The organism is Achromobacter sp. MUI-25009338, from assembly GCF_057359325.1.
This window is the reverse complement of record NZ_CM170627.1, coordinates 3040007-3054163: the sequence shown is the minus strand read 5'-3', so window position 1 is coordinate 3054163 and position 14157 is coordinate 3040007. Positions and strand designations below refer to the sequence as shown.

Below are 14157 nucleotides of genomic sequence, written 5' to 3'. Positions count from 1 at the left end.
CGCGGCTCCTTGCGGACTCGGGTCAGACCGAGGCCGCCCGGTGCCCGTCGAGCAGCGGCATCGGGTCGAGCGCCGCCACGCGGTGGCGCAGCATGCCGCCGGCAGGCGGACGGAAGTCCTGCAGCGCGGTGCGGGGCTCGATGGCGTAGTGCTCGTGGCCGGTGAGGTCGCGCAGGATCTGCGAGTTGCGGTAGCAGCAGAAGCCCAGGTCGGGATTGGTGACGCCGTGGCTGAGCAGGCCGCTGTTCTGCACGAAGATTTCGTTGCCGCCGTGGTCGATGGTGTAGTTGCGCGCGACGCGGTAGCCGCCGTGTTCGGTCCAGGCGATGCGGTCGTGGATGGGGTTGACGCACGCGGGGATGCTGCGCGCGTAGCCGGTGGCCAGCACCAGCCCGTCGGTGGCGTGCGAGAACGGCTGCGCGGTATCGACGTGGCGGAATTCCAGCTGGTAGCGCTCGGCGGATCGGTCGTAGCGGCTGGCGCGCAGTTCCGCGTTGGTGAGCAGCGTGTAGCGGCGGTCGCCGTTGTGGATTCTTTCGTCGAGCAGGTCGTAGATCTGGTTGATGAGCGAGGCGTTGATGCCCTTGTACAGGCTGCTTTGCTCAGCCAGGATCTGCCGCCGGCGGGCTTCGGGCAGGTCGTGGAAGTAGTCGGTGTAGTCCGGCGAGATCAGTTCCAGCGTGAGCTTGGTGTTTTCCATCTGGAAGAAGCGCGGCGAGCGCGTGATCCAGGCCAGGCTGTAGCCGTGCGCGTCGCTGTCGCGCAGCAGGTCGTGGAAGACCTCGGCGGCGCTCTGGCCGCTGCCGATCACCGTGATGGAATCCCGGCGTTGCAGCGCGGGCTTGTGGCGCAGATAGTCGGCGCTGTGGATGTAGGGCGCTTCGCGCCGGTCGCAGCACGCCGGCAGCGCCGGCTGCGAGCCCAGCCCCAGCACCAGCTTGCGGCAGCGGAACATGAAGCGTTCGCCGGTGGCGCTGTGCTGGCCGGTGACGAGATAGGTGTTCGTCGCGGGATCGTGCAGGACGCTTTGCACGTCGCTGTTGAAGCGCAGGTTGGGCAGGCGGGCGGCCACCCACTTGCAATAGCGGTTGTACTCGGCGCGCGTCAGGTAGTGGTTTTCGCGCATGTAGTACGAGTAGATGCGGCCGGTCTGCTTGCAGTAGTTGAGATAGCTGTATTCGCTGCGCGGATCGGCCAGGCTGACGAGGTCCGCCAGAAACGGATTCTGCAACGTGGAGGCCTCGATCAGCAGGCCGGGATGCCAGTCGAAGCCCGGCTTTTTGTCGAGGAACAGGGCGCGCACGCCGGGCAGCGGAGCAGACAGGCAGGCCAGGCTGAGATTGAACGGGCCTAGGCCGATGGCGACGAAGTCATAGAGTTCACGGGTCATGTTGGTGCCACCTCTGGGTCTGTGATTCACAGGCGGCGTTCTGCAACGAGCGCCGCGGGACAAGGCCGGGCGCGGCGTCTAATCGATGGGAACGGGGCGCGGCTGGCGGGGTTGCCGGCCTGTCCACCGCATCGGCGAAGGATTGTCTGCACCGCTGTTGCACGACTCAAGCATCTGCATGGGTATGATTCGCATTTGCAATATATGTACTCTAGCAAATCGTTTTTTGCAGCGTTGGATTGCAAAGAACACATAGGCGGCATCCATATGCAGGGTGGCGAAACGCATAGGGCCGTGTCACGGGTTATGCTTGCCGCCATGTCAGACGAAGCTCCCTTGCTCAGGCTGCGCGGCCTCTACAGCCGCCGCCTGGCGCCCGTCAGCCTGGATCTCGCGGCGGGCGAATGCGCCGCCGTGCTCGGCCCTTCGGGGGCCGGAAAATCATTGCTGTTGCGGCAGATCGCCGATCTGGACCCGGGCCACGGCGAGGCCGAGCTGGGCGGGCGGCGCCGTTCGGGCATGCGTGGCCATGAATGGCGCCGGCAGGTCATGTACTGCCAGGCCGAGGCGGGCTGGTGGGAAGACCGCGTGGCGCCGCATTTCAAGGACCGCGCCCGCGCCGTCGCGATCATGGGCCGGCTTGGCCTGTCCGAGGACAAGCTGGATGCGCTGGTCAACGAGTTGTCCAGCGGCGAACGCCAGCGCCTAGGATTGGTGCGCGCGCTGGCGCTGGACCCGCGCGTGCTGCTGCTGGACGAGCCGACCGCTGCGCTGGACCAGGCCGCTACCGGACGGGTGGAAGAGGAGCTGCGGCGCTACCTGGACGGCGGTGCGGCGATCCTGATGGTCACGCACAGCGCCGAGCAGGCGCGTCGCATGGCGCGCCGCGCCTGGCGCATGGAGCAGGGGAGGCTGGAGGCGCTATGGACGTGATCAAACTGGATACGCTGGATCTGGTCGTCGCGTCTTTGCTGGTGGTGCTGAGCGCCGGGATCTCGTTCGCGCTGCGCGTGAACGTGCAGCGGCAGCTGTTGTGGGCGGCGCTGCGCACGGTGGTGCAGCTGCTGCTGGTCGGCCATATTCTGCGCATCGTGTTCGCGCATGCGGCGCCCTGGCTGACCGCGCTGGTGGTGGCGGTGATGATGGCGCTGGCGGCGCGCGAGGTGGCCGCGCGCCCCAAGGCCCGGCTGGTCGGGCATGGCAACGGCTGGGTGGGCGCGGCGGCGGTGGCGGCGACGACCCTCATCACCGTGATGTTCATCCTCAACACCGCGCTGCACCCGGAGCCCTGGTACGACCCGCGCTACGCGATCGCGCTGATCGGCATCGTGCTGGGCAGCGTGCTCAACGCCGCCAGCCTGGCGCTGGATGGAATGCTGTCGGGCGTGCGGCGCGAAAAGCTGGCGATCGAGGCCCGGCTGTCGCTGGGCGCGCCGGCGCGCCAGGCTTTCTCGGCGCTGCTGCGCGAATCGGTGCGGCGCGGCATCGTGCCCAGCATCAACCAGATGTCGGCGGCGGGCATCATCACGCTGCCGGGCATCATGACCGGCCAGATCATCGCCGGCATGGACCCGATAGAGGCCGCGAAGTACCAGATCCTGCTGATGTTCCTGCTGTGCGGCGCCAGCGGCATGGCCGCCATGGGCGCGGCATATGGAGCCATGCGGCGTCTTACGGACGAGCGCGGACGGCTGCGGCTGGATCGGCTGCAGGCCTGAGGCGCGAAACAACACTTGGCCGCGCCAAGTCGGGCCCAATCGATTTATTGAGAATTTGTTCTACTTCATCAGTGCACTTAATAACTGCATGGTGTGAAATTATCCTGTCGACCAGGAAGTCGTGCACTTCGTTGTCTGTGTCCGCACATCCGTCCCGCACAACAATAAGTTCGTAGTCCAGATCAAACGCTTGGCGAACAGTCGAAAGGACTACCCCTGAGGTGGTGACTCCTGCGCAAATAAGGGTTTGGATCCCCTGGGCTCGTAAAATCCTATCGAGGTCTGTTCCCATGAAGGCTCCGATGCGGTGCTTGGCAATGACTGGCTCCCGTTCTGTCGGAGACAGTGCTGCATTGATCGCCGTTCCATCACTACCAGGCTCGATCAAACCGCTGTCCCGAAGCCAGCAGAACATTTTGTTGCGCGGACTGATTTCGGGATAGCCATGTCGAAAATTGACCGTAATATGAACCACCAAAATGCGTGCTTCCCGCGCAGAAGCGAGCAGCTTGGTGGCACACGTTACAACGTCGGATGCTGCCGTTTCGGGTAGGAAATTTTTCAGCGCGAATTCCTGAAAATCCATTAGCAGCAAGGCAGTCCGCTGCGGTTCTACGGAAATGGGGTTGGAGATATAAAGCTCCTTTGAACAGGGGAAAAAATCATTTGCGGCTTGGAAAACCGACTGTACGCCAGTTAAAAACAGCGCCAAAAAACATCAGCAGACTTGTCCCGAGAAAAACAGCGTGCATGCCGATTTTCCCGCCAACAAAGCCGCCAAGTAGCGGGCCCGCAACTTGTCCGGCAAATTGTGATGATAGTGACCAGCCCATAGCAGCGCCGACATAATGGCCGGGGACGTTATGACGGATCACGGCGGCAATACAGGGGAGAAGTCCCCCAAGCGCAAGTCCCATCAGAAAGCGCAGAGCAATGAGTTGCCAGCCGGCAGTCACGAAGGCTTGCGGGATAAGCAACAGACCCGCAACGACGAGGGCTGCGATGATGACGGTCGAATGGCCGATGCGGTCGGCGACCTTTCCCAATTGCGAGGCGGAAATGATACTGCCCAGGGCTGCTGCCGACATGGTGAGCCCAGAGACAAACGTTACCCGCGTCAAGTCGCTAACCAGGGATTCGACATAGACCGTGATGATCGGCTCGATCGACATGTTGGCGATCATCAACAACAGGCCGGTCGCCAGCATGGCCGCGACCACATCTTTATGCGGCATTTGCGACCACCCGCCCTTGGTGCTGTCCTTGGCAAAGGCTTGATTGGCGCTCGGAACCTCACGCAGTAGCAGAAGCGTAGCGAGGAAGGCGAAGAAGATCAGCGCGCCGGCCCCCCAGAATGTCGCCCGGATGCCAATCAATGGCGGCAAGGACCCACCGACCAGCGGGCCTAACAGATTGCCCGCCATGACGCCAGACGACAAAAGGCCGAGAGCCCAAGCGGATCGGGCTTTGGGGGCCTGTACTGCGATCAAGATCGTGGCACCGGACGAATAGCCGCCAGCAATGCCGGCCAGCAACCGCAGCCCGACGAACTGCCAGATATCGGTCGCGAGGCCCATCAACGACATGGTGGCGGCCATTCCGAGACTGGCGCGAACTAGCATGGGCTTGCGGCCATAGCGATCCCCGAGCATTCCCCAGAGAGGCGCGATCAATCCAGCGGTGACAAAGGTTGCACTGTAGGCGATGCCTGACCACTGCACGATGGCTGCATGGCCGGCCACACCGAGTTGCCCGACGTAAACGGGCAGAAACGGCAGTATCAACGTCATAGCAAAGACGGTCGTGAAGGAGCCGAAGAAGCAGACCGCGAGGTTTCGACGCCACCAATCGGCAGATTGTTCGTCAATTCTTACTTGCATTCGGGCTCGATCCTTAAACTAGCTCTAATTTGGAATACCCAATTGGTATACCAGATAGGTGGACTATACTTGCCCAACTTGAGACTGTCAATCGGAGGGTAGAGATGACGGTGATGCAACAGACCGAGGAATGGCTTCGCCGCATGATCCTCGACATGGAAATCGGCCCAGGCGAACGGCTGACAGAACGGTGGATCGAGGGAAAAACGGGAGCATCGCGGAGTTCGGTCCGAACAGCGCTGTTCCGGCTGGAAGCGGAAGGGCTGGTCAGTCGGGCCGAGCGCGGATGGACTGTGCCGCCAATCAGTCTTGATGAGATCGAGCAGCTTTTTATTTATCGGGAAGTTCTTGAGGTTGCGGCAGTGCGCCTTGGCGGACAGGGCATAAGCGATGCCGATTTCCTGGAGATAGAGGCGGTACTGGATGCTGTGACGCCAAGCGCAACACCTGAGCAGCTCGAAATGGCAGGTCGCCAGTTTCACCTATGGATTGCCGGCATTGCACGTAACCAGTTCATCAGCCGTGGACTTGGTGATGCATTGACCCGGCTACAGCGGGCGAGGTGGCTGGAGAGCAACCCCGGTCACCACGGATGGGAAGAGCACCGCGCCATCGTTGCAGCCCTGCGTAACGGCGAAATCGAACGCGCGGCAGAACTGGTTGCGGCCCATGTTCGAGGAACGCGTGATCGTCTTCTCGAAATTTTGCGAAAAGAGCGCCGTAGTCTTCGAGCAAGGGGGGCGACCATCCTTCCTGCATAAGGCCGGTGGTCGTTCGATTGGGTAAGGTTTCAGAAAGCACCGGTACATGTGGCGGGTGGGCGCACAGGTTATTGATAAGCCTTATGCATAAGCCGGCGTCATCGTGAAAAAAACCGGCAGCCCCGAAAGGCTGCCGGTTTTTTCGCGTCGCGTCGCGCCGGTTAGGCGATGGCGGCGAGCGCCTGGTTCAGCGTGGCGCTGGGGCGCATGGCCTGGCTGGCCTTGGCCTGGTCGGGCTGGTAGTAGCCGCCGATGTCCACCGGCTTGCCTTGGGCGGCCTTCAGTTCGGCCAGGATCGTGTCCTCGCCGTCGGCCAGGGCGCGGGCGACGGGGGCGAACTGGCCGGCCAGTTCGCGGTCGTCGGTCTGCGCGGCCAGGGCCTGGGCCCAGTACATGGCCAGGTAGTAGTGGCTGCCACGGTTGTCCAGGCCGCCGACCTTGCGCTCGGGCGACTTGTTCTCGTCCAGGAACTTGGCGGTGGCCAGGTCCAGCGTCTTGGCCAGCACCAGGGCGCGGGCGTTGTCATAGGCGCGGCCCAGGTGGTCCAGCGAGGCGGCCAGCGCCATGAATTCGCCCAGCGAATCCCAGCGCAGGAAGCCTTCTTCCAGGAACTGCTGCACGTGCTTGGGCGCCGAACCGCCGGCGCCGGTTTCGAACAGGCCGCCGCCGGCGACCAGCGGCACGATGGACAGCATCTTGGCGCTGGTGCCCAGTTCCATGATGGGGAACAGGTCGGTCAGGTAGTCGCGCAGCACGTTGCCGGTCACCGAGATGGTGTCCTGGCCCGCGCGGATGCGCTTGAGCGAGAACTTGGTGGCTTCGACCGGGCTGAGGATGCGCAGGTCCAGGCCGCTGGTGTCGTGGTCGTTCAGGTACTGCTTGACCTTGGCGATGACCTGCGCGTCGTGGGCGCGGTTCTCGTCCAGCCAGAACACGGCCGGCGTCTTGCTGACGCGGGCGCGGGTGACGGCCAGCTTGACCCAATCCTGGATCGCGGCGTCCTTGGTCTGGCACATGCGCCACAGGTCGCCGGCCTCGACGGCCTGCTCCAGCAGCACGGCGCCGGCGGCGTCGGTCACGCGGACGGTGCCGGCGGCTGGGATCACGAAGGTCTTGTTGTGCGAACCGTATTCCTCGGCGGCCTGGGCCATCAGGCCGACGTTGGGCACGCTGCCCATGGTGACCGGGTTGAAGGCGCCGTTGGCCTTGCAGTCGTCGATCACGGCCTGGTAGACGCCGGCGTAGCTGCGGTCGGGGATCACGGCCTTGGCGTCCTGCAGTTCGCCGGCGGCGTTCCACATCTTGCCCGAGTCGCGGATCATGGCGGGCATGGAGGCGTCGACGATGACGTCGCTGGGCACGTGCAGGTTGGTGATGCCGCGGTCGGAGTTGACCATGGCCAGTGCCGGCAGCGTCTTGTAGGCGGCGTCGATGTCGGCGGTGATGGCGGCCTGCTGGTCGGCCGGCAGCGACTGGATCTTGGCGTAGAGGTCGCCGATGCCGTTGTTCGGGTCGAAGCCGGCCTGGGCCAGCGCGTCGGCGTGCTTGGCCAGCACGTCCTTGTAGAACACGGACACCACGTGGCCGAAGATGACGGGGTCGGAGACCTTCATCATGGTGGCCTTCAGGTGCACCGAGAACAGCACGCCCTGGGCGCGCGCGTCGTCGACCTGGGCCTGCAGGAAGGACTTGAGCTTGGCGGCGGACATGACGGCGGCGTCGATGATCTCGCCGGCCTTGACCGGGGTCTTGTCCTTCAGGACGGTGACGGCGCCGTCAGCGGCGACCAGTTCGATTTTCACGTCGCCGGCGGCGGCGATCAGCGCCGACTTCTCGGTGCCGTAGAAATCGCCTTCGCTCATGTGCGACACGTGCGACTTGGAGTCGGACGACCAGGCGCCCATCTTGTGCGGGTGCTTGCGCGCGTAGTTCTTGACCGACAGCGGGGCGCGGCGGTCGGAGTTGCCTTCGCGCAGGACCGGGTTGACGGCGCTGCCCTTGACCCTGTCGTAGCGGGCTTTGATGTCGCGCTCGGTGTCGTTGGCCGGGGCGTCGGGGTAGTCGGGCAGCTTGTAGCCCTGTTGCTGCAGTTCCTTGATGGCGGCCTTCAGCTGCGGCATGGAGGCGCTGATGTTGGGCAGCTTGATGATGTTGGCTTCCGGCTGCACGGCCAGCGCGCCCAGCTCGGCCAGGGCGTCGCCCAGCTTCTGGCTGTCGTCGAGGTAGTCCGGGAACACGGCGATGATGCGGCCGGCCAGGGAGATGTCGCGGGTCTCGACGGTGATGCCGGCGGGTTTGGTGTAGGCCTGGACGATGGGCAGCAGCGAACGGGTTGCGAGCGCCGGCGCTTCGTCGGTGAGGGTATAGATAATCTTCGGAGTAAGAGACATGATCCTTGAATCTGTTCGGCAGGCGCTAGGCGCAAACCCGAACATGCTATGCGGCGCGAAGCCGGTAGATGTTGTCGAGAGTGGGTTCGTCCGGGCAGGCGCGCAGGCCGTGAGCGTCTGCCCAGCATGGCCGGCGCCCGCCCTTTTTTGTTTGGCCGGCCGGGGAGGGCCGGTTGTACCGGCCGGACCCAGGTCCGCCTCCAGGGAGGTGCGACTGCCACGAACCTTACATTGTAATACCGCGGCCCGTCTGGCGCGCAGGAAAAACGGCGGTGTCGGGCGCGGGATACGCGCAGGCGCGGGCGATAAAACGGGGACGCATTATTTCGAACAGGCCCGCCGCGGGTCTCGTTTGACAAAGTGCGGCGCTTGGAGGAAGCTACGGCCCATGAATTTCCGCGCCGTTCGCATTTCGCTGATTATTACCAACATTCCTGGAATGGTGGGTTAGCGCGCGACCGCAACAGTCACAGCCACCCGCCCCACGAGGCGGGTTTTTTGTGGCCGCCTCTGCCGGGCAAAGCCAACCCCCAAAGCAGAGAACCGCATGTCCGCAACTCCTTCCGCCAGTTCAGAAGCCGCTAACCCCGCCGCATTCCAGCACGGCAACGCCTCGCCGATGGAATACCTGAGGCAGATCCTCACGGCCCGCGTCTACGACATCGCCCGCGAGACCGAACTGGACCCCGCCCGCGGCCTGTCCGCGCGCCTGGGCAACACCGTGCTGCTCAAGCGCGAGGACAACCAGCCGGTGTTTTCCTTCAAGGTGCGCGGCGCCTACAACAAGATGCGCAACACCCCGCAGGCCGCGCTGGACCGCGGCGTGATCACGGCCTCGGCCGGCAATCATGCGCAAGGCGTGGCGATCTCGGCCGCCAAGCTCGGCGTGCGCGCCACCATCGTGGTGCCGCAGACCGCGCCGCAGGTAAAGGTGGACGCGGTCCGCGCCCACGGCGGGCCGACGGTGACGGTGGTGCAGGCGGGCGATTCGTACAGCGACGCCTATGCCCACGCCCAGACGCTGGCCGCGCAGCATGCGCTGACTTTCATCCCGGCGTTCGACGATCCGTACGTGATCGCGGGACAGGGCACGGTGGGCATGGAGATCCTGCGCCAGCATGCGGGCGCGCCGCACGCGATCTTCGTGCCGATCGGCGGCGGCAGCCTGGCGGCCGGCGTGTCGGCCTACGTCAAGGCGGTGGCGCCCGAGGTCAAGGTGATCGGCGTGCAGACCCAGGATTCCTGCGCCATGGCGCAGTCGTTGCGCGCCGGCGAACGGGTCAGCCTGGCCGAAGTGGGGCTGTTCTCGGACGGTACGGCGGTCAAGCTGGTGGGCGAGGAAACCTTCCGCCTGTGCCGCGCGCACCTGGACGAGGTGCTCCTGGTGGACACGGACGCGGTCTGCGCGGCGATCAAGGACGTATTCCTGGACACGCGCAGCGTGCTGGAGCCGGCCGGCGCGCTGGCGGTGGCGGGCCTGAAGCAGTATGTGGAACGCGAAGGCGTGCAGGGCTGTTCGCTGGTCGCCATCACGTCGGGCGCCAACATGAACTTCGACCGCATGCGTTTCGTGGCCGACCGCGCCGAGGTGGGCGAGGCGCGCGAAGCGGTGTTCGCCGTGACCGTGCCCGAGGAGCGCGGCAGTTTCCGGCGCTTTTGCCGCGTGATCGGCCAGCGCAGCGTGACGGAGTTCAACTACCGCATCGCCGATGCCCATACCGCGCACATTTTCGTCGGCGTGCAGATCGCGCGGCGCGGCGACGCCGCCGAGATCATGGCGGCGCTGCAGGAACAGGGCTTTTCCGTGGGAGACCTGACCAATAACGAGCTGTCGCGCCAGCACATCCGCTACATGGTGGGCGGGCGCTCGCCGCTGGCCGGCGGTGAACGCCTGTTCCGCTTCGAGTTCCCGGAGCGCCCGGGCGCGCTGATGAAGTTCCTGTCGGAGATGGCGCCCAACTGGAACATCAGCCTGTTCCATTACCGCAACCAGGGCGCGGACTTCAGTTCGGCGCTGGTCGGCATCCAGGCGCCGCTGGCCGACAGCGGCGCGCTCGACGCCTTTCTGCGCGAGCTGGGCTACGCCCATTTCGAGGAAACCGACAACGAGGCGTATCGCCAGTTCCTGGTTTGAACCGGGTTTATCCGGGCTTGCAGCCCGGCTTGTTATTGCGGGCCGAGCTTGCGTATCAGCGCGTCCAGCGCCTCCATCTCATCGGGCAGCAGGTCCGTCAGCGGCGCGCGCACCGGGCCGGCGTCGTGCCCGACCAGCCGGGCGCCGGCCTTGACGATGCTGACCGCATAGCCCGGCACGCGGTTGCGGATGTCCAGGTAGGGCAGGAAGAACGTGTCCAGCAACTGGTTGGCCGTGTCGTGGTCGCCGGCCGCGATGGCGCGATAGAACGCCATGGCCGTGCGCGGCACGAAGTTGAACACCGCCGAGGAATACACGGGCACGCCCAGCGCGCGGTAGGCGGCGGCGTAGACCTCGGCCGTGGGCAGCCCGCCCAGATACGAAAAGCGGTCGCCCAGCTTGCGGCGGATGCGCACCATGGCCTCGATGTCGCCCACGCCGTCCTTGAAGCCGATCAGGTTGGGGCAGCGTTCGGCCAGCTGGGCCAGGCTGTCGGCCGACAGGCGCGATTGCGCGCGGTTGTAGACGATGACGCCGATCTTCACCGACTTGCAGACCTGTTCGACGTGGGCCGCGATGCCTTGCTGCGAGGCTTCCGTCAGGTAGTGAGGCAGCAGCAGGATGCCCTTGGCGCCCAGGCGTTCGGCCTCCTGGGCATAGGCGATGGCGCTGCGCGTAGGCCCGCCCGCGCCGGCCAGGATAGGCACCTTGCCGGCGCAGGTCTGCACCGCGGTCCGGATGACGTCGGCATATTCCTGCGGCGCCAGCGAGAAGAATTCACCCGTGCCGCCCGCGGCGAACAGCGCGGTGGCGCCATAGGGCGCCAGCCATTCCAGGCGCTGCGCATAGCCCCTGGCGTTGAAGTCTCCGTTCTGGTCGAAGTCCGTCACGGGGAAGGACAGCAAGCCGTCCGAAACAATGTTCTTGAGTTCCTGCGGAGTCGTCATGGGGGCGCTCGTCCTGGGTGGTTTTTTGATTCAAGAGGTAGGTCATCGTACAACATGAGAATCGGGGCTACAAGGAAGGGGCTAGCTAAATATGCGGCATTAAAAGGGGAAACCCGAAATGTATTTTTGATGTCATTTGGAATTATTCTTGTGGTTGTACGATAACTAGCCTGCCGAGCGGACGCGGCGCATATCCTGGAGAGGAGACAGCATGAACCCGAGCAAGAGACAGTTCCTGGGCGGCGCCGCGGCGCTGTGCCTGGCGCCATGGTTGCCCGCGGGGGCGCAGCCGTCCGGCTGGCCGACCCGGCCGGTGCGCATCATCGTGCCATATCCGCCGGGCGGATCATCCGACATCATCGCCCGCCTGCTGGCGCCGCGGCTGAGCGAAGCCTTGTCGCAGACGGTGGTGGTCGAGAACAAGCCCGGGGCCAACGGCAACCTGGGCGCCGGGTTGGTGGTGCAGGCCGCGGGCGAAGGGCATACCGTGCTGCTGTGCGACGTGGGCGCGCTGGCCATCAGTCCGTCGGTCTATACCAAGCTGTCTTTCGACCCCTCCAAGGACTTGCGCGCCGTCGGCATGCTGGCCTATTCGCCGCACGTGCTGGCCGTGCATCCGGACGTGCCGGCGCGCACCGTGCCCGAACTTGTCGCGCTGTCCAGGAAACAGCGCCTGAATTTCGCCGTGACGGCCATCGGCAGCGCGCCGCACCTGGCCGCAGTGGCGGTGCAGCAGGCCACCGGCGCGCAATGGGAGTACGTGCCGTACAAAGGCGGCTCGCAGGCGGTGACCGACACCATCGGCGGGCAGACCCAGATCATCATGAACGGCCTGCTGGCCACGCTGCCCCACATCCGCGCCGGCAAGCTGCGTCCGATCGCGATCTCCAAGCGCGAACGCATGCAGCTGGTGCCCGACCTGCCGACCATTTCCGAGCAGGGCGTGGCCGGCTTCGAATCCGGCACCTGGCAGGGCGTGATGGCGCCGGCGGCCTTCGCCGATCCGGTGGCCGAGCGCCTGTCCACGCTGATGGCGCAGATCGTCAACCAGCCCGAGGTCAAGGCCCAGCTCAACGAGCAGGGCGCAGAAATCGTCACGCGCAATCCCGCCGAGCTGGCGCAGTTCTTCGCCGGCGAACGCGCGCGTTGGGCCACGGTGGTCAAGAGCACCGACATCCGCCTGGATTGACGCCGGGCGCGCCGGCATGGAATCCTGGCGGCAGGCCCCGGCGCGCGGGGCGGAGCATGCAGCCATGAAAACGCGTGAAACAGCGGTATTGGCGGCCGGCCTGGCGGCGCTGTCCGCCGTTGCCGGCGCCCAAGGCGCGACGCCCGCCGTGCCGCAGCCGCCGCCTTCGGCCCGAGTCATTCCCGACACTTGCGTGGGCGCCGCCTGCCCACGGCTCTTCAATCCCGAGCCGGCGCCCGAGCCGTGCCTGGGCACGGGCTGCGCCAATGCCGGCAGGCCGCCGGGTCCGCATCCGGCGCCCGGCAGCAGCCCGGGCCGCCAGCCGGGATGGGTCAGCCCAGCGCCGTCGCGCCTGCCGCCCATGCCTGCGCCGCGGGGCCAGCCCAGCGGGCCGCTGACGCCCGCGCCGCCGTTGCCGGTGCCGCGTTGATCCGGCTGGATAGGTAGGTACTGCGAGCAAGGCAAAAAAACCGGAAAAAAAAGCGGCAAAAATAACTTGGTGACTAGAAATTCTCACTTGATATATGCCGCAATATCAATTACATAGATGATTTAAAGATCGGAATTTAAACCGGAAAAATGTACGATTCTCCGCAGCGGTTCATGCCTTTATCGCCGGGCGAGCATGTGCTCGCTCCCCTGATTGAACGGTCGGCGGCCGTGGTCAACCAAGCGGCCGAACTTGGAGGCATAGCCCACGCAAGCACTCGGGCAGCGTTGCACGAACTGCTGCGCAGCATGAATTCCTATTACAGCAACAGGATCGAAGGCCAAAGCACAACCCCCAGGAACATCGACGCAGCTTTACATGGCAAGTACTCGAACAAGCCCGAAATTGCACAATTGCAGCGTGTTGCCGTGGCTCATATCGAGGCGGAACGGCAACTGGAAGGTCTGGCCGAGAGCCATTCGCCGCTGAGCGCCGATTTCGCTAGGCTCGCTCATCGAGCCATGTATGGCCGCCTTGCTCCGGCGGACAGAATCAGCAAGGACGGCCTATCCGTCGAACCGGGAGAGCTGCGGGAGGTTGATGTCGTCGTCGGTCGCCACCATCCGCCCGTCTGGCGCGCTTTGCCACGGTTCATGGAGTCGTTCACCGCGCACTATGACCGGCAACGGGCCGGTGATGCACAGCTTATCGCCATCGCCTGCGCGCATCATCGGATGGCCTGGATGCATCCTTTCTCCGACGGCAATGGTCGCTCCGCGCGATTGCAGACTCACGCTGCCATGTTGCCAATTACCCGGGGCCTATGGTCGGTCAATCGTGGCCTGGCTCGAAATGTCGCGGACTACTACGGCTATCTGGCCGGCGCGGACGCGCCGCGGCAAGGCGATCTGGATGGGCGCGGCAACCTCACTCAAAAGGGCCTGTTGCAATGGATCGAATATTTCCTGGGGGTATGTGAAGACCAGGTTTCCTACATGAGGGAAATGTTGGCGCTGGACTCGATGAAAGAAAAAATCAAGGCGTCGGTCCTGGTGGAAACGGCGAAGGGACGGTTGCGGCCCGAGGCCGCGTTGCCCATTTACCATCTGTTTGCCGCAGGTCCCACCACGCGCGGAGAGTTCATTCAGATGACCGGCCTGGGCGAACGCACGGGGCGCGCTCTATTGGCGGCGGCCCTGAAGTCCGGCCTGGTCGCTTCCGATACGTCCCATGCCCCGGTCAGGTTCGCTTTTCCACTCGATTCCTTGCCGATTCTGCTTCCTGCCTTGTATGGCGTGGAGCAATAGCGCCTGAAGCG

The 14157-nt window shown here is 64.8% G+C and carries 12 protein-coding genes; 7 read left to right on the top strand and 5 right to left on the bottom strand.

Annotation, left to right across the window (positions count from 1 at the left end; all coding sequences use genetic code 11):
- Window positions 1-22 precede the first annotated feature (22 nt).
- Window positions 23-1390 (bottom strand): lysine N(6)-hydroxylase/L-ornithine N(5)-oxygenase family protein, encoded by a 1368-nt coding sequence (locus AC1IQ6_RS14475; RefSeq protein WP_485864808.1) that lies wholly within the window; start codon window positions 1388-1390, stop codon window positions 23-25.
- Between the two features lie 318 nt (window positions 1391-1708).
- On the opposite strand from AC1IQ6_RS14475, the gene AC1IQ6_RS14470 reads away from it, so the two are divergent.
- A complete protein-coding gene (locus tag AC1IQ6_RS14470; protein WP_102771814.1) occupies window positions 1709-2323 on the top strand; it encodes an ABC transporter ATP-binding protein in 615 nt (204 codons plus the stop codon).
- Complete coding sequence (locus tag AC1IQ6_RS14465) at window positions 2314-3108, top strand: ABC transporter permease (protein ID WP_111825196.1); 795 nt, start codon at window positions 2314-2316, stop codon at window positions 3106-3108. The genes AC1IQ6_RS14470 and AC1IQ6_RS14465 overlap by 10 nt, the downstream gene beginning before the upstream one ends.
- On the opposite strand, the gene AC1IQ6_RS14460 is transcribed toward AC1IQ6_RS14465, so the two are convergent.
- Complete coding sequence (locus tag AC1IQ6_RS14460; RefSeq protein WP_485864807.1) at window positions 3062-3820, bottom strand: cysteine hydrolase family protein; 759 nt, start codon at window positions 3818-3820, stop codon at window positions 3062-3064. The genes AC1IQ6_RS14465 and AC1IQ6_RS14460 overlap by 47 nt on opposite strands.
- Window positions 3771-4988 (bottom strand): MFS transporter, encoded by a 1218-nt coding sequence (locus AC1IQ6_RS14455; RefSeq protein WP_485864806.1) that lies wholly within the window; start codon window positions 4986-4988, stop codon window positions 3771-3773. Before AC1IQ6_RS14455 ends, AC1IQ6_RS14460 begins: the two co-directional genes overlap by 50 nt.
- A gap of 104 nt (window positions 4989-5092) precedes the next feature.
- Here AC1IQ6_RS14455 and AC1IQ6_RS14450 point away from each other — a divergent pair, with 104 nt between their 5' ends.
- A complete protein-coding gene (locus AC1IQ6_RS14450) occupies window positions 5093-5749 on the top strand; it encodes a GntR family transcriptional regulator (RefSeq protein ID WP_485864805.1) in 657 nt (218 codons plus the stop codon).
- A 161-nt stretch (window positions 5750-5910) separates the two neighbouring features.
- Here AC1IQ6_RS14450 and AC1IQ6_RS14445 read toward each other — a convergent pair whose 3' ends face one another.
- Complete coding sequence (locus tag AC1IQ6_RS14445) at window positions 5911-8139, bottom strand: NADP-dependent isocitrate dehydrogenase (RefSeq protein ID WP_102771093.1); 2229 nt, start codon at window positions 8137-8139, stop codon at window positions 5911-5913.
- Window positions 8140-8686: 547 nt separating this feature from the next.
- On the opposite strand from AC1IQ6_RS14445, the gene ilvA reads away from it, so the two are divergent.
- Window positions 8687-10273: a threonine ammonia-lyase, biosynthetic gene (ilvA, locus tag AC1IQ6_RS14440; RefSeq protein ID WP_111825195.1), complete on the top strand. Its 1587-nt coding sequence runs from the start codon at window positions 8687-8689 to the stop codon at window positions 10271-10273.
- Between the two features lie 32 nt (window positions 10274-10305).
- On the opposite strand, the gene kdgD is transcribed toward ilvA, so the two are convergent.
- A complete protein-coding gene (kdgD, locus tag AC1IQ6_RS14435) occupies window positions 10306-11220 on the bottom strand; it encodes a 5-dehydro-4-deoxyglucarate dehydratase (RefSeq protein ID WP_102771095.1) in 915 nt (304 codons plus the stop codon).
- 211 nt (window positions 11221-11431) lie between these two features.
- Between kdgD and AC1IQ6_RS14430 the strand changes: the two genes are divergently transcribed.
- The 3 genes from AC1IQ6_RS14430 (at window position 11432) to AC1IQ6_RS14420 (ending at window position 14146) form a co-directional block, all read left to right on the top strand.
- Window positions 11432-12409, top strand: a complete 978-nt coding sequence (locus AC1IQ6_RS14430; RefSeq protein ID WP_485864804.1) for a Bug family tripartite tricarboxylate transporter substrate binding protein — start codon at window positions 11432-11434, stop codon at window positions 12407-12409.
- Window positions 12410-12473: 64 nt separating this feature from the next.
- On the top strand, window positions 12474-12839 hold the full coding sequence (locus tag AC1IQ6_RS14425; protein WP_485864803.1) for a hypothetical protein: 366 nt from the start codon (window positions 12474-12476) through the stop codon (window positions 12837-12839).
- 149 nt (window positions 12840-12988) lie between these two features.
- Window positions 12989-14146: a Fic family protein gene (locus tag AC1IQ6_RS14420; protein WP_485864802.1), complete on the top strand. Its 1158-nt coding sequence runs from the start codon at window positions 12989-12991 to the stop codon at window positions 14144-14146.
- The last annotated feature ends 11 nt before the right edge of the window (window positions 14147-14157 follow it).